This window comes from Rhodobaculum claviforme (assembly GCF_016653255.1).
Taxonomy (GTDB): domain Bacteria; phylum Pseudomonadota; class Alphaproteobacteria; order Rhodobacterales; family Rhodobacteraceae; genus Rhodobaculum; species Rhodobaculum claviforme.
The window spans coordinates 1-20,451 of sequence record NZ_NHSD01000305.1 but is presented as its reverse complement, the minus strand read 5'-3'; the positions used below and the strand labels follow the sequence as shown (position 1 = coordinate 20,451).

16 protein-coding genes and 1 pseudogene are annotated in these 20,451 nt (G+C 70.4%); 8 read left to right on the top strand and 9 right to left on the bottom strand.

Translation table 11 applies throughout. The features are described from left to right. The first annotated feature begins 165 nt into the window (after nucleotides 1–165). The 5 genes from CCR87_RS14260 to CCR87_RS14240 all read left to right on the top strand — a co-directional run bounded on the left by CCR87_RS14260 (nucleotide 166) and on the right by CCR87_RS14240 (nucleotide 6,436). Nucleotides 166–843: a hypothetical protein gene (locus CCR87_RS14260; RefSeq protein WP_201158207.1), complete on the top strand. Its 678-nt coding sequence runs from the start codon at nucleotides 166–168 to the stop codon at nucleotides 841–843. Between the two features lie 175 nt (nucleotides 844–1,018). Further along, on the top strand, nucleotides 1,019–3,397 hold the full coding sequence (locus CCR87_RS14255) for a galactosyltransferase-related protein (protein WP_201158206.1): 2,379 nt from the start codon (nucleotides 1,019–1,021) through the stop codon (nucleotides 3,395–3,397). Between the two features lie 19 nt (nucleotides 3,398–3,416). Continuing rightward, nucleotides 3,417–4,652, top strand: coding sequence for a polysaccharide pyruvyl transferase family protein (locus CCR87_RS14250; protein ID WP_201158205.1), 1,236 nt, complete (start codon nucleotides 3,417–3,419; stop codon nucleotides 4,650–4,652). 122 nt (nucleotides 4,653–4,774) lie between these two features. Next, nucleotides 4,775–5,407, top strand: a complete 633-nt coding sequence (locus tag CCR87_RS14245) for a hypothetical protein (protein WP_201158204.1) — start codon at nucleotides 4,775–4,777, stop codon at nucleotides 5,405–5,407. Between the two features lie 36 nt (nucleotides 5,408–5,443). Further along, complete coding sequence (locus CCR87_RS14240; protein ID WP_201158203.1) at nucleotides 5,444–6,436, top strand: hypothetical protein; 993 nt, start codon at nucleotides 5,444–5,446, stop codon at nucleotides 6,434–6,436. Here CCR87_RS14240 and CCR87_RS14235 read toward each other — a convergent pair. From CCR87_RS14235 to CCR87_RS14225, 3 genes are read right to left on the bottom strand one after another with little or no spacing between them, the layout of a single operon-like run. Next, nucleotides 6,418–7,344 carry a sulfotransferase family protein gene (locus tag CCR87_RS14235; RefSeq protein ID WP_201158202.1) on the bottom strand — a complete coding sequence of 309 codons (927 nt, stop codon included), beginning with the start codon at nucleotides 7,342–7,344 and terminating at the stop codon, nucleotides 6,418–6,420. The genes CCR87_RS14240 and CCR87_RS14235 overlap by 19 nt on opposite strands. Beyond that, entirely contained in the window at nucleotides 7,341–9,317 is a 1,977-nt protein-coding gene (locus tag CCR87_RS14230) for a class I SAM-dependent methyltransferase (RefSeq protein ID WP_201158201.1), read from the bottom strand. Before CCR87_RS14230 ends, CCR87_RS14235 begins: the two co-directional genes overlap by 4 nt. Next, nucleotides 9,310–10,629, bottom strand: a complete 1,320-nt coding sequence (locus CCR87_RS14225; protein ID WP_201158200.1) for a hypothetical protein — start codon at nucleotides 10,627–10,629, stop codon at nucleotides 9,310–9,312. The genes CCR87_RS14230 and CCR87_RS14225 overlap by 8 nt, the downstream gene beginning before the upstream one ends. A 336-nt stretch (nucleotides 10,630–10,965) precedes the next feature. Here CCR87_RS14225 and CCR87_RS17655 point away from each other — a divergent pair, with 336 nt between their 5' ends. Continuing rightward, complete coding sequence (locus tag CCR87_RS17655; RefSeq protein WP_201158199.1) at nucleotides 10,966–12,477, top strand: tetratricopeptide repeat protein; 1,512 nt, start codon at nucleotides 10,966–10,968, stop codon at nucleotides 12,475–12,477. A 13-nt stretch (nucleotides 12,478–12,490) separates the two neighbouring features. On the opposite strand, the gene CCR87_RS14215 is transcribed toward CCR87_RS17655, so the two are convergent. The 5 genes from CCR87_RS14215 to CCR87_RS17755 all read right to left on the bottom strand — a co-directional run bounded on the left by CCR87_RS14215 (nucleotide 12,491) and on the right by CCR87_RS17755 (nucleotide 18,057). Next, nucleotides 12,491–13,768 (bottom strand): polysaccharide pyruvyl transferase family protein, encoded by a 1,278-nt coding sequence (locus CCR87_RS14215; protein ID WP_201158198.1) that lies wholly within the window; start codon nucleotides 13,766–13,768, stop codon nucleotides 12,491–12,493. 70 nt (nucleotides 13,769–13,838) lie between these two features. Continuing rightward, nucleotides 13,839–14,858, bottom strand: coding sequence for a hypothetical protein (locus CCR87_RS14210; RefSeq protein WP_201158197.1), 1,020 nt, complete (start codon nucleotides 14,856–14,858; stop codon nucleotides 13,839–13,841). A gap of 1 nt (nucleotide 14,859) precedes the next feature. Further along, entirely contained in the window at nucleotides 14,860–16,779 is a 1,920-nt protein-coding gene (locus tag CCR87_RS14205; RefSeq protein ID WP_201158196.1) for an FkbM family methyltransferase, read from the bottom strand. Continuing rightward, complete coding sequence (locus CCR87_RS14200) at nucleotides 16,769–17,767, bottom strand: glycosyltransferase family 2 protein (RefSeq protein WP_201158195.1); 999 nt, start codon at nucleotides 17,765–17,767, stop codon at nucleotides 16,769–16,771. Before CCR87_RS14200 ends, CCR87_RS14205 begins: the two co-directional genes overlap by 11 nt. A gap of 179 nt (nucleotides 17,768–17,946) precedes the next feature. Further along, the gene (locus CCR87_RS17755; RefSeq protein ID WP_201158194.1) at nucleotides 17,947–18,057 is read right to left on the bottom strand and encodes a helix-turn-helix transcriptional regulator; all 111 of its coding nucleotides are present in this window, start codon (nucleotides 18,055–18,057) and stop codon (nucleotides 17,947–17,949) included. 89 nt (nucleotides 18,058–18,146) lie between these two features. Between CCR87_RS17755 and CCR87_RS14190 the strand changes: the two genes are divergently transcribed. Beyond that, the gene (locus tag CCR87_RS14190) at nucleotides 18,147–18,995 is read left to right on the top strand and encodes a glycosyltransferase (RefSeq protein ID WP_201158193.1); all 849 of its coding nucleotides are present in this window, start codon (nucleotides 18,147–18,149) and stop codon (nucleotides 18,993–18,995) included. Between the two features lie 29 nt (nucleotides 18,996–19,024). Here CCR87_RS14190 and CCR87_RS14185 read toward each other — a convergent pair whose 3' ends face one another. Next, a complete protein-coding gene (locus CCR87_RS14185; protein ID WP_201158192.1) occupies nucleotides 19,025–19,849 on the bottom strand; it encodes an IS5 family transposase in 825 nt (274 codons plus the stop codon). A gap of 217 nt (nucleotides 19,850–20,066) precedes the next feature. Here CCR87_RS14185 and CCR87_RS14180 point away from each other — a divergent pair. Beyond that, a pseudogene (locus tag CCR87_RS14180) lies at nucleotides 20,067–20,451 on the top strand (IS256 family transposase); the annotation flags it as partial.

The following is a 20,451-nucleotide window of genomic DNA, read 5'->3' as shown; positions in this document are numbered from 1 at the left end:
CGATCGGAAATGGCGACCAGAAATCAGGCGGCCAGCCGACCGGGACAGACACAGTTCCCCCCCCGCGCCCCAGCGCCGGCCTGTCTGCGGTTGCAATCATGCGCGTCTTTGTTAACCAATGATCCCGACCGCGTGATGCCGCCCCACACACAGGACGTCTTCTGCATGCAGCCGCCTCCCCCTGCCCCGAAGGACCGCGCGGCGCCGGATCGCTCCGAGGCCGGACCAGTGGTGGCGGGGCCCGATCTGGCCCTTGAGAATGTGCTGCACCGGCTGCGCTGGCGCGCACGCGGCGGGCCGGTCGTGCCGAGCCACCCCATTGTGCCCGGAGCGTGGATCGCCGCTGACACCGCCCAGGGCCGGATCGCGGTCGAGGATACCACCGGCCCCGACGGGCTGCTGACGCTGAATCTGCGGGTGGACCAGCCCGGCCGCTGGCTGTCGCTGAACCTCGCCCTCGGCCCCACACCGCTGGCGCCCGGCACGGTGCTGGGACTGGTGGCGGTGCTGCGCGGCACGCCGCCGGGGCCGCTCGGGGTCAGCATCCGGTCGGGCCACGCCGGGCGCGAGGCCGACGACCATTTCCCCGACCGCTTGCCGACCGGGGCTGCGGCGGGGGTGGGGGTGGCGCTCCTGGAGGTGACGCAGGACATGGCGCTGACGCGCCCGGCGGACTGGCGCAACCTGATGCTGCGGCTACCGGTGCGCGGCCTGCGCCTGGAGGTCGCGGACCTGCGGCTGTTCCTGGCCCCGGCCGGGGGCGCAGGCGCACACCCCGGTATCCGGGCCGGCGCCCCGGCCGGAGCGGACGCCGCGCGCGTCCCGGCGGAGACACCCCCCTGACCTTTTCCGGCTCCGGGGTCCGCCCCGGAGTCGCGGCAGGGCCGTTGATGGCCCGGATATTGATCGTTTGTCGTTTCCTCGGTTTTCGGTTTTCACCCCGTACACGAGCACGACCACCGTGACACATCTCTCGGCATCGGATTTCTGGAAGGGCGTCGGACAGCTGCGTGCCCGCATGTCCGCGGGCGACCGCGCGGCCACCTGCGCGGAACTGCAGCTGTTGGCGCGCGGCCTGCGCGGCGATGCCACGGCGGCGGGGCGGCGGGATTTCCTGATCGCCTTTGCCCGCAGCCACGGCCTGCCCGTCCCCGAACTGCCCAACATCCGCGCCCTGCCCGCGCTGAGCCCCGGCGACCCGGTGGAGGCCTGCACCCCCGCCATCGCGCCGGGACTGAGCGTGGTGACCTGCTGCCGCAACCGCACCGGGAACCTGTTGCGCGCGCTGCCGTCATGGCTGGCGCTGGCGCAGGTCGACGAGGTGGTGGTGGTGGACTGGACCTCGGACACACCGGTGGCCGAGGCGCTGGCGCAGGCCGGGCTGAGCGACCCGCGCATCCTGGTCGTGCGCGTGGAGGACGAACCGCGCTGGATCCTGACCTATGCCTTCAACCTCGGGTTCCGCGTCGCGGGCTTCGACACGATCCTCAAGACCGACGCCGACATCGTGCTGGGCCCGGATTTCCCCGACCGCAACCGGCTGGAGCCGGGCTGCTTCATCGCCGGCAACTGGCGCACCGCCCCGCAGGGACAGGAGTACCTCAACGGGTTTTTCATGATCGCGCGGGACGCCCTGATGGGGGTGGGGGGGTTCAACGAGTTCATCCACAGCTACGGCTGGGACGACGAGGACATCTATACCCGCATCGAGGCCACCGGGCTGGTGCGCCGGGACGTGGACGTGGACACCGTCCACCACCTGCCCCACGACGATGCCGCGCGCACCGGAGGCACCGGCGGGGCCTGCGTCACCGCCGCCGACACCCTGCCGCGCGATCCGCGCTTCCTGATCCGGGCCAACCGCTTTGTCGCCAACGTGATGCCGGCCTGGCGGGGGGGCATGCCGTTCCTGCCCTTCGTCGTGCGCGCGGTGCCCGATGGCGGCGTGGCCGACCACGGCGCGCGGGTGATCACCCTGTCCCGCCAGGGCTGGGAGCCGAGCGCGGTGCCCGACACCGTGCAGGCCGACGCCCGCCACTATGCCGCGCTGGAGCTTCTGTCGTGGCAGCTGGGCCGGGCGGCCATGGGGCTGGACCGCGACCGCTGCGCCCGGCTGCTGCGCGCGCGCACCCAGGAGGCGCTGACCAAGCTCGACCTGGAGATCGCGCTCGGCAATGCGCCGCAGGTGCTGGAGGCGCCGGGCCGGCGGCTGGTGATCGCGCTGGAGGGCGGCGTGCCGGCCGGCAGCCCCACCGAGGGGCTGGTCGCGCTGGCGGAAATGGCGGCGGCGCGCGGGCTGGTGCCGGTGCTGTCGGGCCCCTTTGCCGCCCTGCCGCGGGGGCTGTCCGAGCCGCTTTACCGGTTGCCCTTCGTGCCGGGCTGGCACGACATCGGCACCCCCGAGGCCGTGACCCTGGAGACGCTGCGCAGCGGCCCGCCCGAGATGCTGGCCGCGCGCGGCGGTGCCGACCTGCGCATCGCGGTTCCCAAGGACGCGCTGGCGGGGCTGGGCGCGGCACTGGCGGCGCCGGCCGTGGCCCGCCAGCGCCCGGTGCTGTACGTCGATGCCCAGCACGGCATGGGCAACCGGCTGCGCGCCATCGGATCGGCCGCCGCCATTGCCAGCCACGCCGACCGCGCGCTGGTGATCGTCTGGCAGCCCGATCATCACTGCGACTGCCGGCTGGGCGATCTGTTCGACTATTCCGGCCCGGTGCTGGAGAGCGCCTTCGTGGACGACGCGGCCACGCGCGGCATCGAGGTCTACAACTACATGCCGGTGGAGCCCGGCAGCCGCAAGGACGCCGAGATCGACCTTGCCAGCCCCCGCGACATCTATGTCCGCTCGGCCTTCGTTCTGAATGCGGGCGGCGTGGGCGGGGACTGGGACGCCCAGAACCGCTTCCTGCAGGCGCTGCGCCCGGTCGAGGCGGTGCGCGATCTGGTCGCCGCCGTGCGCCACCCCAACGCGCTGGCCGCCCATGTGCGCATGGAAGCGGGCGCCGGCCGCGACAACCAGAGCTATGACCGCCCCGACAACTGGACCGACCAGGACCACGCGCTGATCCACCACTGGCGCGCGCAAAGCCATTTCACACGCTTCATGGAGCGCATCGACGCGCTGATCGCCCAGGGTGCGGCCGACACGCTGTTCCTCGCCGCCGACCTGCCGGAGATCTATGATGCCTTCAGCGACCGCTACGCCGACCGGCTGGCATTCCTGCCACGCGACATCTACGATCGCTCGGCCGAGCAATTGCGCTATGGGCTTGCGGACGCCATCCTGCTGGGGCGCGCTCCGCGGCTTCTGGGCAGCACCTGGAGTTCGTTTTCCGAGCTTGCGACTCGGCTTGCACCGGCGCCGGTCGTGGTCGAGATGAGCGGAACGGATTTCTGACCCCACGGGAGGGCGGCGGGTGAAAAAAGGCATCGCACTGGGCGGCAGCGACGGGCATATCCCCGGGGTGGCCTTCATGGACACCGCCGAGGCCATGCGCCGGGTCGGCAACAACACCGGCAACCTGCTGTTCCAGTACGCCATGCACAGCCTGATCGGCGAGCGGACCTATCAGCTGGGCCGCGATGTGGACTGGACCGGCGCCTCGGTGCGTCGGCTGTGCCGGGCGGTGGTGATCCCCTCGGCCAACTTCCTGCGCGATGGTTTCGACATGGGCGGGGTCACCGGCTTTCTGGAAAAGCTGGAGCTGCCCTTCGTGATGGTGGGGCTGGGCGCGCAGGCGCCCGACTACGCCACCCGCAGCTTCGACTTTCACCCCAGCGTGCTGCGGCTGATCGACCTGATTCGCGAACGCGCGCCGATGGTGGGGGTGCGCGGCGACTTCACCGCCCAAGTGCTGGCCGACCACGGCGTGCACAACGTGGTGGTCACCGGCTGCCCGTCGAACTTCATCAACCCCGATCCCGATGTTGGCCAGCGGATCGCCGCCAAATACGCCCGCGCCCGCGCCGGTCTGCAGGGGGGTGACGGGCTGCTGGACAGCTTCATCACCCACGGCGACGAGCCCTGGCCCAAGGACCCGGTCAAGCAACAGGTGGAAAAGCGCCTGGTGGCCTGGACCAATGCGGGCCCCGGCATGATGGTGCAGCAATCGGTGCCGGTATTCATGGAATACATCCGCCGCGCCAATATTGCCGCCCCCGCCGACATCCCCGAACACCGCGAGCCGGCGCTGGCGCGCGCGCTCCTGCCCGACGCCACCGTGCGGGAGTTCCGCGTCTTCGTCGCCGCCAAGCTGCGCAGCTACTTCTCGGTCCACCAGTGGATGGAGGACAGCGCGCGCTACGACTTCTCGGTGGGGATGCGGCTGCATGGCAACATGGTGGCCTGGCAGGCCGGCACGCCCGCGCTGTGGGTCCACCACGACAGCCGCACCCGCGAGCTGGCCGAGGCGATGGCCCTGCCCACCCTGCCCGTGGACCGCTTCCTGGCCGAGTGCGCATCCGTCGAGGACGCCTTTGCCCGCGCCGAATTCGACGCCGACGCCTATGGCGCGCGCCGCCGCGAACTGGGCCTGCGGCTCTTGCAGGTCTTCGACAGCATCGAGATGACGCCCGCAGGCTATCTTGCGGGGTTGCGGATGCCGGCCCCGACGGACACCGTGCCCCACGCGTCACCATCCAGATCCGCCTGAGCCTCCAACCCCCGCTTCACCGTCCAGACAGTGAGAACGCCATGATCATTCTCTGCTATGGCCCGCCGAAGACCGCCAGTAGCGCCGCCTTCAGCATGATGCGGGCGCTTGTGCGGCGGCACATGAAACAAATCGGCGGCCGCGTCGCCAAGCCCGACCACATCGGCCGGCGCTATGCCGACGGGCTGTTCGTGACGGTGGCCGATCTGCCTGAAACGATCGACACCCTGCTGAACGACCCCGACATGGCCAGCCCCGAACTGGCCGTTTTCGTCAAGACCCATGCGGGACCCAGCCCGCAGGCCCTGGAGGCGGTGCGGGACGGGCGCATCCGGCTGCTGATCAGCCACCGCCATCCGGCCGACTCCGCCCTGTCGCTGATCGATTCTTCACGCAAGATCAGCGAGGGCACCGCGGTGAAGACCCTCGACGAGGTGACCCACCAGATCGCCTGGTCCGACCGCATGCTGCGCCAGTGGGCCGAGGGCGGCCCCAACCTGATGATCGATTTCGTCAGCATGGCCACCCGTCCGTACGAGGTCGGCGCACGCATCAACGCCTTTCTGGATCTCGGCCTGACTCCCGAGCAGGTCCACGAGGAGATCGACCGGCTCGAGGCCGACAAGACCCGCTACGGCAAGTTCAACAAGGGCAAGGTTGATCGCCGCAACGACGAGATGTCCCCCGACGAGATCGCCCGGCTCGAGCAAGTCGCGCCCTACATGACCGAGCTTTATGTTGCGAACCCGCTCTGAGCACAGGCGCGGCGTCCGCAAAGAGACACCGGCCACATGACCCGCAGCATCGTCCTCCATCCCGGCCTGCCGAAATGCGCCACCTCGACGCTGCAGCGGCTGTTCGTGATGGAGGATCACGCACTGGCGCGCGCGCTGGGGGTGGCGGTGCTGGGCAAGGGGTTCGTGCCGATGAACGGCCCGCCCCCGGTCACCGAGCTGATGTATGCCCCCGAAGATTGCCTGCGCGCGCTGCGGGCCCAGGACTATCCCCCCGGGCAGTATTTCCTGTCGAGCGAGGCGCTGGCCAGCCAGCCCGACTTCATCGCCGAGATCGCACAGCTGTTCACGGTGTCGCGGATGGTGGTGACGGTGCGCTTTCCACCTGCGCAGGCGCTGTCGAACTTCCGCTACAGCGGCTGGCTGACGCAGGATCTGCACGGCGCACTGGCCGACCGGGCCACCGGCCCGCTGCATGCGCTGCAGCGCCACGCCCGCAAGCTGGCGCAGCTGTCCGCCCTGGCCGAGACCCTGGCCTGCCCGGTCGAGGGGGCGGGGCTGGCCGAGCGTTTCTGCCTGACCTGTTTCGCACAGACCCCGGCGCGGCTGGGCGACGCGCCCTTCGCCACCCTGCGCCCGGCCAATGAATCGATCGGGCTGGGCTTTGCCACGGCCCTGCGCGAGGCGCTGGTGGCGCAGGGCCTGACGGTGACGGGGGCTGACCGGGCGCGGCTGGTCAAGCTGGCGCAGCGCCGGAGGCTGCCCCCGGATGTCGCCGGGCTGATGCCCGAGGGGTTCGCGCCGGCCGATCTGGCCCCCGCGCTGGACGCGCTGGAGGGGTATGGGGCGCTGCTGCGCGACCACGGCGTCGCCGCCGCGGACACAGCCACCGCCGTCGCGGCCGCCGAGGCGCAGTTCCGCGCCCTGCTCGCCCGGCCCGGCGCGACGCGCCCGCAGATGGCCACGCTGCGGCGCCATGCCGGGGCGGTGGTGCGGGCCGCCACCGATCCCGATGCCGATACGGGCCCGCCTCAGCGCTCCAGGGTATAGCCCAAGCGGTCCAGCAGGTCGGTGAAGGCGGGTGCGGCCAGCGCGGCCTCGATCTGCTCGGGGCTGTGCGCCCGGCGCGGACGCGGGGCGATGCGGTCGCCGCGCCGGCCACTGTCGCCCGACAGCCGGATCGCCGGCAGCACCAGCCGGAAGCCCGGATCATAGGCCAGCTCCAGCAGCGCGCAAAGCCGCTGCACCCCACCCTCGGGATCGGCCAGGAAATCCTCGTAGCGCAGGATCTCCAGCCCGGCGTGATGGTCCAGGAAGGCGTGATAGCGCAGGGCGTATTGCGCCACCGTGGCGGGGGCGAAATGCAGCCAGCCGCGGTCCAGCAGGCTGAGCCAAGACTCGAACGGGTGGCGCACCGTCACCGCGGAGCGCACGGGATGGGCGCGCCCGACGATCTCGCGCAGGCCGGGGCGCTCGGGGATGGCGGGGCCGGTGCAGAAGTGGCTGTGGGCATGGTCGCGCAGCACCAGATCGAGGCCCTGGCGGCGGCAATCGGTCTGCAGCACCGAAAGCCCGGCCAGGAAGACCTCCTCCAGCACCTCCGGCCCCGGCGGGCGGGTGCCCGCGCGCGCCAGGCTGGGCAGGTCGGAGGGGAAGAACCGTTCCTTGCCGGTGTCGCCCAGCGTGCTGAGGGGGTCGACCTCGCTCAGCAGCCGCACATTCGGCAGCGCGCCCAGGCAGCGGCCGATCAGCGTGCCCCCGGTGCAGGCAAAGTGGTGCAGCGTGCGCACCGGGGCGGGGGGCTGTGCGGCACTGTCGTGCACCAGCGCGCGGCATTGGGCCAGCAACCCGGGCAGCGGCACCGCCGGCACTCCCGTGCCGGCCGGCGCGTCCAGGCCATGGGCCTGCAGAAGCGCGCGCGCCGCCGCGATCTCGGCGCGGAAACGGTCGCGGCTCATGGCGCCTTCTTCTTTTTCTTCTTCCTGCCCTTGCCGCCACGCGCGGGTACCAGCGCCGGGACGGAGGGGTCCGGCGACGCGGTCACGGCCGCCATTCCGCCCGCCATATCCTCGGCATCGAGGGCGTCGAGCGTCTGCAGGAACTCCGCCGCCGCCGCCAGCCGCCGGGTCAGGTCCTGGAGCAGGACGTCCTGGCGATCCTTCTGGGCCATCACCTCGGCGTGGCGGCGGCGCAGATCGCCCAGGTCGGCATCGCGCATGGACTGCTGGCGCAGCGCCAGCGCAAGGTCGTCGCGCAGGCCGTCGAGCGTCTGTGCGGTCTCGGCGCGGGCGCGGTCGGCCTCGGCGCGGGCCTCCTGCGCGGCCCGGCGCAGGGCGTCGCATTCAGCCCGCAGAGCGGTGTTGCGCTCCGCGTCGGCCCGGGCGGTGGTCTGGGCATCGGCCTCGGCGGTGGCCAGCGCGGCTTCCATCCCAGCGATGCGCTCGGCCTGCTGCGACAGCTGCGCGGCCGCCTGCGCCGCCGCGCGCTCGGCCACCGCCGAGGTCGCCTCGGCAGTGGCACGTTGGGCATCGTGCTCGGCCTCCAGCGCGCGCAGCCGGTCGGCCGCGCCCTCGGCCTCGCCCAAGGCTGCATGGGCCTCGGCCAGCGCGGCTTCCAGCTCGACGATGTGCGTGGCGTGGCGCGCCGCGGCCTGCGCCCCCTCGGCCGCCGCGCGCTCAGCCGCTGCGCAGGCCGTCTGCGCGGCCTCGGTCGCCGTGCGGGTCTCGGCCAGCTCCATCTCCAGCGCGCGCAGCCGGTCGGCAACGCCCTCAGCCTCGCCCAGGGATTTGTGGGCCTCGGCCAGCGCGGCCTCCAGCTCGGCGATGCGCGTGGCATGGCGCGCGGCGACCTGCGCCCCCTCGGCGGCCGCGCGCTCGGCCACTGCGCAAGCCGTCTGCGCGGCCTCGGTCGCCGTGCGGGTCTCGGCCAGCTCCATCTCCAGCGCGCGCAGCCGGTCGGCAACGCCCTCGGCCTCGCCCAGGGATTTGTGGGCCTCGGCCAGCGCGACCTCCAACTCGGCGATGCGCGTGGCATGGCGCGCGGCGACCTGCGCCCCCTCGGCGGCCGCGCGCTCGGCCACTGCGCAAGCCGTCTGCGCGGCCTCGGTCGCCGTGCGGGTCTCGGCCAGCTCCGTCTCCAGCGCGCGCAACTGGTCGGCAAAACCGCGCTCGGCCTCCCGCACGGCCGCCTCGGTGGAGGTGCGCACGGTCTCCAGCGCGCCGTCGCGCGCCGCCCGCAGCGCCGCGCATTCGTCGCGCAGCTCCGCCAGCCGCGCGGCGGCGTCCACCACCGCCTGCGGCAGGAAGAACTCCAGACAGGGGCGATCGGGATCGGCGGCGTCGATGTGCTCCAGACGGTATCCCGCCTCCTCCAGCCGCTGGCGTAGCTGGTCCACGGGCACGCTGCCGGCGTAATCGCATCCAGTGCCGGCGTGCAGGAATATCCGGCGAAACCGCACCAGCGCGCCGGCCGCCGCGAGCCCGTCGATCACGGCCGCCTCCTCGCCCGGGGTGTCGATGACCAGCACATCCGGGGGGGCCCCGGCGCCCTGCCCGTCCGACGGCAGGATCGCCACCAGCGCGTCGGGCGTCGTGGCCGTCACCGGCACCACAGCGACCCGGTGCAGGCCGGGAAACAGCGCGCGCAGCCCGTCGGGGGCGCGCAGGCTCGACAGCGGCTCGAGGTTGAAGACCTGCAGCTCGGCCGGGCCTTCGGCTGCGGCCACGGCCAGTTCCCAGACCTGCACCCGCGCGTCCGCAGCCGCGCGCGCCTCCAGCGCCCGGGCCAGGGCGGGGTTGGGCTCCACCAGCACAATGTTGCGGGCGGTGCTTTGAAGATATCCCTCCAGCTGGGCACATTCGCCGGCTCCCAGATGCAGGACAAGCCCGACATCCCCCCGCTCCGTCGGGCTGCAGCCCATCCCCTCAGCCACGGCTGTCCCCCCCACGTTGACGGCCCGCGCCGGTGGCCTTGCGGTCTGCGGCCGGGCGCTTGCCCCTGCCCGGCGCGGAGGACGCGGCCGGATCCGCCGGCACGGATGCATCAGAGGCCGCCGCGGCCGCCGGCGCAGGGCTGGCGGCAGGGATTGGCAGGGGGTCTGGTGCAGGGTCCGGATCCTCACCATCGTCCGGGGCGGGACCGGCCTGCGCCTGCTGCGCCCGCAGCGCGCGCGACAGGCGCAGGATCTCTTGGCCCAGCACCGCGTCGCGCCAGCCCTGCCGCGTGCCCTCCCGCTCGCGCCGCGCCAGATCGCCGCGCAGCGCCTCGGCCTGCGCAAGGGCGGCGGCGGCGGCCTGCTCGGCGGTCGCCCGCGCCGCCTGGGCGCGCGCCCGATCGGCTTCGAGGGCCCCCAGCCGGTCGGCCTGGCCCGCGCGCGCAGCCGCCTCAGCATCGGCGTCGGCGCGCGCATCGTCACGTTCGGCCTGGGCCTGCGCAAGCTGGGACCGTGCAGTGTCCAGCGCCGCGGTCAGTTGCGCAGCCTGCTGGTCTGCGGCGGTGACCTCGGCGCGGGCCCGGGCGGTTTCGGCCGCACCCCGGTTGCAGTCCGCGCGGGCCGCGCCGAGAGCAGCGTCGAGCTGCGCGATCTCCTCCGCCATGGCCGCGATCTGCCGATTGAGGTCGGCCTTCACGCCCCCGTCGGCCATCAGCGCGCGCAACTCCACCAGACCCCGCAAGGCGCACGGCGTGTCCTGGCCCTGCGACAGCGGCACCGCCGTCGCGCTGATCTCGGCCAGAAGCGCCCGGGCCCCGGGATCGGCGGCCAGGCCCGCCGCCGCGATCAGCACCAACAGCGCCCGGGGGGTGTCGGAGGCGGGGCGGCCATCGGGCACCGGCGCCCGGGCAGCGCCATCCTCCGTCACAGGCTCCGGCACACGCCCCAGCCGCGGGCCCAGCACCCCCGCCAGAACCTCCGGCGCGGGCGGGGCATCACCGATCAGCACCAGGGTCAGGCGCCGGCGCAGCGGGCGCACCCCGGCCAGCAGCGCCTCTGCCTCGGCCCGCCACCCCTCCAGCGCCGCCTCCAGCGTAGCGCCCCTGGCCAGCGCGCGGGCCACCGCCACCTCGGGGGCCGGGCTCAAGCACAACACCGGCGCGGCCGCGTCATCGCGCGCGGCCTGCGCAAGCGTCGCGGGCACCAACGTCAGCACCGGGCTGAAGGCCTCGGCCAGCCCGGCAAGGCCATCGCCCCCACCGCCCTCAGCCACGACGAGCACCCTGCACGCGCCCTGCTGCGCATCCGTCATCCGCGATCTCCATTGCACGCCCGGCAGTTACCACCGCCCCGGCGGGGCCTGTCAATCGCTCACTGCCCCTGCGCACGGCAGACCCCCGCGCCAGTGTCCAGACACCCCGATTTTTGCACCAATTCCGCCCCCGAACAGGCCAGAGCCCGCCAAAACCTGTACCAGAGGCTCCCGAAAATGCGCGTCCCGCCTTCCTCAGCCCCTCCAAACGGCCCCGGCGATCACCCCGCTTGACGCCCCTTCCCCTTTTCGCTTCCATGGGGTTGTCGTTGGCGGAGGCTTGGCGGACCATCGCCCCTATCCAGACCCCGCACCCCACATGACAGGTGACAGCCCGTGACAGACGCCCTCGCCCTGCATGGCCCGGTCGGCGATTACGCCCGCGCCGCCGCCGCCAAGGATTTCGCGGAAATGGAGCGCATCGCGCTGGCGATCATGGCCGCCGATGAGGTCGTGCTGCCTCACCCCGAAAAGCCCGAGATCCTCTGCCGCTGCCGCAGCAGCCTGCAGCGGGGGATGCGGAACTGCCTTTTCCTGTCAGATGAGAACGGGGGCAACCGGTGGTGCCTGGTGCAGCATTCGCGATTCATCCAGTTCATAGTCACCCAAACCGGAGCACATCATGTTTCTGTCACGGCCAACCATTTGATGACGTCGCTTGTCGCACAGATCCGCGCAGGAGATTTCGATGCTCAGTGGGAGCGACGGGATAGTTACGGCGGCCTCAGTGTCCGCAGCAGCAGACCCTATCACTTTTTCTACGACCAGTTCGTGCAGTTGCCCGACGTGATCGCGCATCTGCCCAAAGCGCGGCAGGTCGTGCATGTGGGCAACGATTGCTTCATGTCACCGACATTGGCTTATGGCATCGCGGAACGCGCGCAGGAGGATGGGAGATACTATCTCGTGCCGACCCGCGTCTCGGCACGCCGGACGCCGACCTGCCGCAGGCAGGCGAAGCGCATGGAAGCAGCCATGTCGGCAAGGATTTCCGCTACCCCCCCGGAACCACGGCCCGGCCTCTCCTTGTGGATCGGCATCACCGGGCAGAAGCGGGCATGGATCGAGCAGGTTGAGGGGTACGTCGCCATCGTCCGCGCCCTCGCCAAACAGTATCCCGACCTTGTCGTCTATATCGACGGGATGACGGCGCCGCATGGCGAGCGGATCGAGAACCGCGACGACGAGGCGGTCGCCGCCGCGATCATCAGAGGCATTGCCGATGTGGCCCGGGCGCAGTCACTGGTCGGGATGGATTACGTCGGCAAGATCGCGCTTTGCCATGGAGTCGATGCCTTCATCGCCAACGGCGGCACCGGCTGTTTCGTGCCGCTCCGGATCTGCCGCAAGCCCGGCGTTCTGCACAGCAACCACAATCTGTGGGTCTTTGCGGATCTTGGGTGTCCGGAAGACGTGATCCGTGTTGACCGCGAGGTGGTTTCGGAACTGCCCGCAGCATCGGAAACGGCGCCAAAGGCCATCAGTTATTCCATCGCCTGGGAAGAGATTTTCAACCGTCTGGTGACGGTGCTGCCGCGCGCACAGGCAATGGCGCCGCCGCAGCGCGTGCCCTCCTCGCCTGCCCCCGCCGAGACGACAGGGCCGGACGAGGGGGGTACGCCGGAGGCTGGCGCCGACGATCCCTTCGCGGACCTCCCCGGCCTGCTAAAAACGCGCCTCACCGCCGAGGCGATCCTGCGCCGTGTTGCGGTGCTGTTCGAGAAATCAGACGACTTCACCACTGCCCTGGCGGTGCTGGAGCGCGCCCACCGGCTCAACCCGGACTCGCCCGAGATCGCCCGCAGGCTGGCCCAATGCCGGGCCCGCAGCGCGCGTCGCCACGGCTGAGACGCCCCCGGCCCTACGACCCGTTCGCGGCCTGCACACCGAGGGAGCGCTCCGCTGCGGCGCGTGCCCCGATGGCCGGGCCGTCCGGGGGTACGGCGACGCCGCTCTGCTCCAGCAGCAGTCCGGCCTCGGTCAAGCGCTGCCGAAAGCCCGCCAGCGCCCCGGCATAGCGGCGGCGGAAACGCGCAAGGCTGTCGACACCAAGCGCCTCGGCAAGCAGGGCCGCGGCGCCGTCGCGGGTGACATCCCGAAGCGCGATGCCGGGGAGCCCAATGCACTCGGCCAGCTCGTGCACGCGGGTGTCATTGTGCACGACCACCGCCGGCCGGCCGGCCTGCAGCGCGATAACCGCGCCATGGATGCGGTCGCCGACGTAGAAGTCATGCTGGGCGGCGAACATGCGCCAGCTGGAAGTGTCGGTGAAGAAATGCATCCGGGGCACCACCGTGTCGGGCCCGGCGGCGGAAAAGAAGCGCGCGCGCACCCAGTCGGGCGCGAGTTCCTTGGTGACGGGATCGTAGAAGCCATCGGCCGCCTCCGTCTCTTTGCCGAAGAACATCTCGTTCTGGATCACATAGTCGATCCGCGCCCGCCCGGCGAATGGGCGCAACAGGTGCGACAGCGTCTCGTAGCGCGCCCCTGGCCCACCGCGCCGTGAGGCGTGCCCGGCCGTGAGCACACTGGCCGGCGCCTCCAGATCGGGCGGGACGACCGAGAGCATCTTGCGCGGAAAGGCATAGAAGCTGGGGCAGCCCAGCGGCTCGGCCCGGGTCAGGCCCATGTCATGGAGCACCTCGGCGGTGCGGGTGCCGCGGGTGCCGAAGATGGAGAAGTTGGCGTTAGCAATCTCAAGAAAGCGCTGCAGCGAGGGCTTGAGCGCCAGCGTGCCAGTTTCGGGGACCTCCTGGATGCCGGCGCCGACCAGCACGGCCGGGATCTTAAGCCCCTCGAAGAATTTCGCCTCATGGGTGAAGTCGGTTTCGGGGCGAACGAAGTTAGCAGCCGAGAACACCACCATGTCGAATTCGGCGTTCGTGACATCGACCAGCCAGCGCATGTTGCGCAGCCGCACGGTGCGCGAAAGCGACAGCGTGGCGCTGCCGCCTGGGTCGAAGCGCAGAATGGTCGGCATCGCCTCGGTGTGGATGAAATTGCCGACGTTGTGACCGGAACTTGCGTGGACCGCCTGCAGCCCGGGCAGGTCAGCGGGATTGGCCGGCACCGTCGGCAGAAACAACGGCCGCACCAGGCTGAGGAAGTTATGCGCATGATAGGGCCGCAGGAACAGCACCCGGGGAAGGCTTGGCATCCGTCAATCTCGCTGTTTTGGGTGCGCTGCGCGGACCTGGGCGGGCCCTTTGTCAGCCCATGTTGCGGATCATCGCCGCGACGCGGCCCATGGTGGCGGCGCAGGCCTCGGGGGGGCGGGTGTCGAAATCGGCGGGAGGCAGCGGCGCGTCGAGCGGCGGGAAGGGCGTGCGCGGCGCACCGAGGAAGGTGCGGGCGGCCTCGAAGTTGCTGTCGCGGAAGCGCCGGCGCAGCGTCTGGCGGGCCTTGAGCGACAGGATGCCGGCGCGGGTTTCCTGCAGCGCCTCGGCATTGGCCTTCGCCATCTCCACCAGCCGGACGACGAAATCATGGTGGCCCTCGCGCCGGTCCAGCCAGGGGTTGGAGATGCGCAGGTATTCCAGCGCGTCAGGCGGCAGCGAGACCTTGTGCAGCACCGACGGCGCGGGGGGCCGGAACTCGGGCCAGGACGCAAGGCCGAGCGTGCGCAGGAAATCCGCGAGGATGCCGTCGGGCAGATGGGCGCGGTCGAACAGCCGCAGCCGGATCGCGTCCGCCCCGAACATCTCCATCCAGGGACGCAGCAGACGCATGGCATCGAGGAAGAACAGCCCCTCCTCGGCGATGTAGGTCTCGATGGTGCGGGGCTCGCGGGTGTCGAAATCCTTGACGAACTGGTTGTAGAAGCTCTCCATGTGGCTGTCGGGGCTACGCAGGTAGAAGATCACCCGCACGTCGTGGTGGGCCTTGAGCGCCTCCAGCCGGGTGGGGTCGAGGCCGAGGCCGAATTCCTCGGAGCTGAGGACCGCGACGGGCTGGGGGGCGGCATCAAGCTCGGCCAGAAGCTCGGACCAGAGCGGCAGCGACGGCAGCGGCGTATCGCGCAGGGCGGGGTCCTTGAGCTCCCAGCACAGCCGGAAATGCGCCTCGTGGATGCGGCCGGCGCGGGGATAGAGGATCCCGAGGGCGTCCAGCGCCGCACGGTTGCGCGCCAGGCTGCTTTGCAGGAAGGTCGTGGCGGTCTTGTGCGAGCCGATGTGCAGGAACAGGATCTTGCGGCCGCCGGTGGCAGCCTGCGCAGTAGAGGTCGGCATGTCAGCGCCCAGTGGTGCGCACGAGTGGCGCGTGCATGTCGAGGGAATCGAGGAAGGCCCAGGCATAGCTGTCGCCCAGACCCGCGAGCCGGCGATGCACCTCGGCGATGTGGTGGTCCATGTCGGGCAGCGTGAAGGGCTGGGGCGCCAGTGTGGCGAAGGCACCGGGGCCAAAGGATTTCTGCATCATCACCCAAAGATCGGCCGCGGCCCGCGCAAAGGAGGGGCGCAGATCGGGGCGCAGGCCCCCATGTGTCCAGTTGACCGTGTTGACGTAGGACGCCAGCAGCGGCGGCAAATCGTTCCAACCCTCGGACAAGGCGCGCCTGAGCATCATCCGGAACATCTCGAGCGAGTAGAAACCGCGTTCGTCGCCCTGACGGATGTCCTGTCCGGGGTGCTGGCGATAGCCATACTGCACATGGGGCAGCATGGGCACGTTGCGGGCATACTGCAAGGTGAGAAGCTGGAAGATCTGATCGTCGAAGGCGCGGATATGCTCGGGGAACCACACCTTGCGGTTATCGAGAAAGTCGCGCCGGTAGACCCGCCGCCAGATCGTGGGCTGCCCGGCCGTCAGCGCCGCCCCGGGCACCATGACGAAGTGCCCGGCGCCGAAGCGGTGGCGTGGTAGCGCGGTGAAGGCGGGATCCGAGGCCTCGTAGGAGGGTTCGCGCCACTCGGCCTCCCCGTCCATGTGCAGCCATTCGAAGCCGCCCTGCACCACCTCGGCGCCGGTGTAGCGCGCCAGTTCCAGCAGCTCGGAGAACAGCCCCGGGCCGGGCACGTCGTCGGCGTCGACAAAGGCGACATGGCTCGCGTCCGACATGATCCGGCCGTGGTTGCGCGCCGAGGCGCAGCCGCCGTTGGCCTTGGGCAGAAGCCGCACGCGGGGGTTGTCGCCGTAGAGATCGCGCACCAGATCGCCCGAGCCATCGGTGGAGCCGTCATCGACCACCAGCGCGCGTATCCCTTCGCCGGGGCTGGACAGGATGCCGTCGACGCAGGCCGCGATCCAGGACCGGGCATTGTACATCGCCACCACCACATCGAGACCCGGGCGCCGCGTCTCCGGCCCGGCGGTGTGGCGCAGCGCCAGCATCGGCGCCCCGGCCACCGGCAGCCAGCAGTGTCGCGGGGCATCAGGCGCTTGGGGGTCCGCGGACGCCTCGTGGATCAGCCAGGCCGGCGGGGTCGTCCACATCTCGCCCAACAGATGTGCGACCGGGGTGTCGTGCAGCGCGGTCAGGATGTCTGTTTCGGCCTGCGGAGCAGTCAGCTTGAGCAACTGCGGGCGCAGGTCGGCCAGTGTGGCGGCGGGAAGCGTGGGCAGGGCGCAGGCCTCGAACTCCTCGGACGGAGGGGGGCCGGCCTGCAGGAAGGCGGGGAGGGCGCGGCTGCGGTTGTGCGGGCGCGGTGGATAGAGCGCCGCCAGCGCGGCCGCATCACTGGCCTCCAGCACCGCGCCGAGGCGCATCGGGTCGATCCCCGGTGCGACGTCCGGGGCGCCGGCGCCCACCGCCAGCGGCACCGCGATGACCGTGTCGAGCCCCAGCGCTGCGATATTGGCCTGCAGCGCGGCGAATGCGTCGGGGTCGGGCTCGAACGCCCAGACCATCCAGCCGGGAAACGCCAGTGCAAACGGCAGCGCGAAGCCGCCGAAGCCCGCGCCGATGTCCACCGCCGTGCCCTCGAGCGGCAGGGTCTGTGCCGACAGGGCGGGCTCGTAGATGGTGCGCAGGCGCCACAGCGTGTCGTCGCGCAGGAAGGGGTCGGGTGGGGCGCGCAGTTCCAGCCGCTGGCCAAAGGCGCGCAACATGAGGGTGTCGGCGACGCTAAACGGCGCGGTGGCCGCGCGGTCCGGCGTGGGCGGGCTTGCAGGGGCTGGGTTCACGGGGCTGCGGGCGGTCTCAGGCGGCATGGGGCACCTCGGGCAGGTGGCGGCGCAGATGCCCCAGCGGGGCGAGGGCCTCGGGCAGCGGATCGGGCAGATGCAGCCACAGCGGATCGGACAACCGCAACACGGCCGCCAGCATCTGGTAATAGTGGTAGCGGTGATAGTGCGAGATCGACTTGCCGCACCAGTCCGCGAGCTTGAGGCACGACAGCAGTACCGCCGCGCGGTGTTCGGGGTCGTGGAACTCCAGCCGGGTTGCGAAGCTCTGCAACGTCATGCGCATCACCGCCAGGATGTCGAACCGAGTGTCCGAGGCGGTGGCGGTGATCTGCGGGCGTTGGTAGCGGCGGAAATAGGTGAAGCACGGCGTCTGCACGAAGGCCAGCCGGTCGGCGGTGGCCAGCGCGTTGGTGTGGAAAAAAATGTCCTCGAAGAAATGGGTGTCGGGAAAGCGCAGGCCGGCGTCGCGCAGGAATTGCGTGCGCACCGCCTTGTTGGCCGCCTGCGGCTCCAGGATCTGGGCGAGGGCGCGCAAGCGGGTGGTGTGGGGATGGGTGCGGCCGGCCACGCCATCGGGGCACAGCGCCTCGATCGCCTCGAAAACAGGCGTATCGTAGAACGGGCGCAACTCATCGCGCACCTCCGACAGTACGCCGCGGCACAGCACCAGGTCGGGGGGAGTGTCCGGGCCGGCGGCGTCGATGGCATCCGCGATCGCCTGGAAGGCCCAGTTCGGGCGGCAGTCGTCGGCGTCGAGAAAGCACACATAATCCCCACGCGCCTGTGCCAGCGCGGTGTTGCGCGCCCCCGACAGCCCGTCGTTGGCCTGCCGAATCACCCGCAGGCGCGGATCCTCCAGCCCGGCAAGGATTTCGGGCGTTGCGTCCGAGGAGCCGTCATCGACGACAAGGTACTCGAAATCCCCGAAGCTCTGCCCAAGCACCGCCCGCACGCTGGTCATCAACACGGGACCGTCGTTGAAGGTAGTAGTGATGCAGGTCAGTTTCGGCATGTTCGGCCCACCCATACGCGCCTTTTCAATCCGGATTCAATCCGGACGACGCAACCGTCGACGGTTCATCATCGCACTTGGACAGCCTCCGGGGAACAGCTAAACGGGAGCTTTGGCTGTATCTGGGTGACGCGGCCGCGCCGCATGACGCCCCGGGGTTTTCCATGTCGGCCATGAGATCAGGTGCGGGGCGGGCGGAAGTTGATCCATGCCAGTACATCCGAGCGACGCCATCCGACAGAACGCCCGCCAAGGCTTGCGGGGGCCAAAAAAGAACCTTCAGATATCATGCTGTTGCCATTTGCCTTGACAAGTCTCTGGGCCCCATGCGCAGGTCTGCGCGCAATCAGGCCCGGCCCGGCAGCCCGTGGGGGATCCAGTGTTTTCCGTTATCATTCCCTGCTGCAACGAGGAAAATTACATCCGCGGCTGCCTCGATGCGCTGCTGTCCCAGGCCGGCCTGCCCGACGACCACGGGATCGAGGTCATCGTCGCGGCCAACGGCTGCAAGGACCGCACGGTGCAGATCGCCCGCGCCTGCGAGGGTGATTTCACCGCCCGCGGCTTTGCGCTTCAGGTCCTCGACATCCCCGAACCCGGCAAGACCGGCGCGCTGAACCGGGCCGAGGCGGCGGCGCGCTTCGGCGCACGGGTGTTCGTGGATGCCGATGTGATCCTGTCCGAGGGCGTTCTGGCGGAGCTGGGCACGCTGCTGGACGCCGACACCCCGGTATATGCCAGTGCCACGGTCACCATCCCCACCCCGCGCAGCGCCATCAGCCGCGCCTATGCCCGGGTCTGGACCAACCTGCCCTTCGTGCGCGACGGTGTGCCGGGCATCGGGCTTTATGCCGTCAATGCTCCCGCCCGAAGCCGCTGGGGTGCGTTTCCGCCGATCTATTCCGATGATCGTTTCGTGCGCATGAACTTCGCCCCGCATGAGCGGCGCAAGGCGCGCGCCAGCTACCGCTGGCCGCTGCCCGAGGGGTTGCGCAATCTCATCCGGGTGCGCCGCCGCTGGACCGAGGGCAACCGCGAGCTGGTGAAGAAATACCCCCAACTGATGGTCAACGAAAGCGAGCGCAACAAGACGCCTGCCAACCTGCTGGCGCTGCTGGCAACGCCTCTGGCCTCGACGGCATTCGTCTCTGTCTATGTCGCAAGTGAACTGCTGGCCCGACTGCCACGGCGCCGGACCGGCTTCCACTGGCGACGTGGCCGCGCCTGAGAGCCCGATTCAGAATGGCGTGAATGTTTTCAGGCTCTTGCGAGGATTCTGGTTAGGCGGCGGATGTGGGCGATCAGCAGCCATGCCTCGGCGCTCTCGACGGTTTTTTCCCAATCCCTTGCCAGACGGCGGCAGCGGCCAGGCCATGCAAAGGTCCGCTCGACGCCCCATCTGCGAGTCAGCACCTCGAAGCCCTTGGCACTGTCGGAGCGCTTCACGATCTGCAGCGTCCAGCGCCTGAGGCTGGCCAGGGCGTTGCGCAGTTTCGGCCCGGCGTGGCCGCCGTCCGCGAACATGTGGCGCAGGTTCGGGGCCTCGCGACGGAGCCTCGCCAAGACCTCGGGCGCGCCATCGCGGTCCTGAATGCCGACGCTGTGGACCGTGCAGGCGATCAGGTTGCCGCAGGTGTCGGTGATGATGTGGCGCTTTCGCCCCTTGATCCGCTTGCCGGCATCAAAGCCGGAAAGCGACGTGTTTTCAGAGGCCTTCACACTCTGGCTGTCGATCACGCCGGCCGTCGGCTGCGCATCCCGTTCCGCCATGTGGCGCACCCGCGCGACCAGCGCCCGGTTGGTCTCGGCGAGCAGGCCGCTGTCGCGCCAGCGACAGAAACAGTACCGACCGGTCGAGACCGGCGGAAAGTCGCGGGGCAGAAACGACCACGCGCATCCCGACGCCGCGATGTGCCAGATCGCATTCCAGACCCGCCGCAGGTCCACCTGCCGCGGGCGCCCGAGCCGGTTGCGACCGGGCAGCAGCGGGTCGACAACAGCCCATTCTTCCGCCGTCAAATCGCTTGGATGGCGTCCGGTCTTCCGCCCATGCTGCGCACGAGGGAGTTCGGTCCAGGACATCGTGATCTCCGTTCAGCTTGGTAACCGAACTGAATCACAACCTACTGAATTCACTCAACGCCTTTCAGATCAGCCTCTTACGGATCGGCTGTTTGGCCCGCCCTCGCACCGGGCTGGGGAATGTCCCGCCCGATGTTGAACTTCGTGGAGTGGAGGGTGGCGTTGCTCTCCCTGAGCCGTAGGCTCGGGGTGTTCAATCCAGATGGAGAGCAACACCATGAAGAGAGTTACCACATCCCCGCTGGCGCTGGCCAGCACGGCCGACCTGACGACGGCGGTCGAGGAGGCGCGCGACGCGGTCGGGGCGAGCTTCGAGCATTTCTGCCTGATGGCGGGGCTCGCGAGCCTCACGCAGATGCTGGAGGAGGACGCGATGACGCTGGCCGGGGCTCCGCATGCGCGCGCGGCCGACAAGCCGGGATACCGCTGGGGCCGCACCCGGGGCCGCGTGGGCTTTCACGGTGGCAAGGTGGAGATGGAGCGCCCACGGGTGCGCTCGAAGACCACCGGCAAGGAACTGGCGCTGCCAAGCTGGAAAGAGGCGGCCGAGGCCGGCTGGCTGGAACAGTGGGCGATGAGCCTGATGCTGATGAACGTGGCCA

Bases quoted from the DNA above. Each gene is read 5' to 3' on its own strand.
- CCR87_RS14260 (WP_201158207.1), top strand. From the start codon at position 166: ATGCAGCCGCCTCCCCCTGCCCCGAAGGACCGCGCGGCGCCGGATCGC.
- CCR87_RS14255 (WP_201158206.1), top strand. From the start codon at position 1,019: ATGTCCGCGGGCGACCGCGCGGCCACCTGCGCGGAACTGCAGCTGTTG.
- CCR87_RS14245 (WP_201158204.1), top strand. From the start codon at position 4,775: ATGAAACAAATCGGCGGCCGCGTCGCCAAGCCCGACCACATCGGCCGG.
- CCR87_RS14240 (WP_201158203.1), top strand. From the start codon at position 5,444: ATGACCCGCAGCATCGTCCTCCATCCCGGCCTGCCGAAATGCGCCACC.
- CCR87_RS14235 (WP_201158202.1), bottom strand. From the start codon at position 7,344: ATGAGCCGCGACCGTTTCCGCGCCGAGATCGCGGCGGCGCGCGCGCTT.
- CCR87_RS14225 (WP_201158200.1), bottom strand. From the start codon at position 10,629: ATGACGGATGCGCAGCAGGGCGCGTGCAGGGTGCTCGTCGTGGCTGAG.
- CCR87_RS14210 (WP_201158197.1), bottom strand. From the start codon at position 14,858: ATGCCGACCTCTACTGCGCAGGCTGCCACCGGCGGCCGCAAGATCCTG.
- CCR87_RS14205 (WP_201158196.1), bottom strand. From the start codon at position 16,779: ATGCCGCCTGAGACCGCCCGCAGCCCCGTGAACCCAGCCCCTGCAAGC.
- CCR87_RS14200 (WP_201158195.1), bottom strand. From the start codon at position 17,767: ATGCCGAAACTGACCTGCATCACTACTACCTTCAACGACGGTCCCGTG.
- CCR87_RS17755 (WP_201158194.1), bottom strand. From the start codon at position 18,057: ATGATATCTGAAGGTTCTTTTTTGGCCCCCGCAAGCCTTGGCGGGCGT.
- CCR87_RS14185 (WP_201158192.1), bottom strand. From the start codon at position 19,849: ATGTCCTGGACCGAACTCCCTCGTGCGCAGCATGGGCGGAAGACCGGA.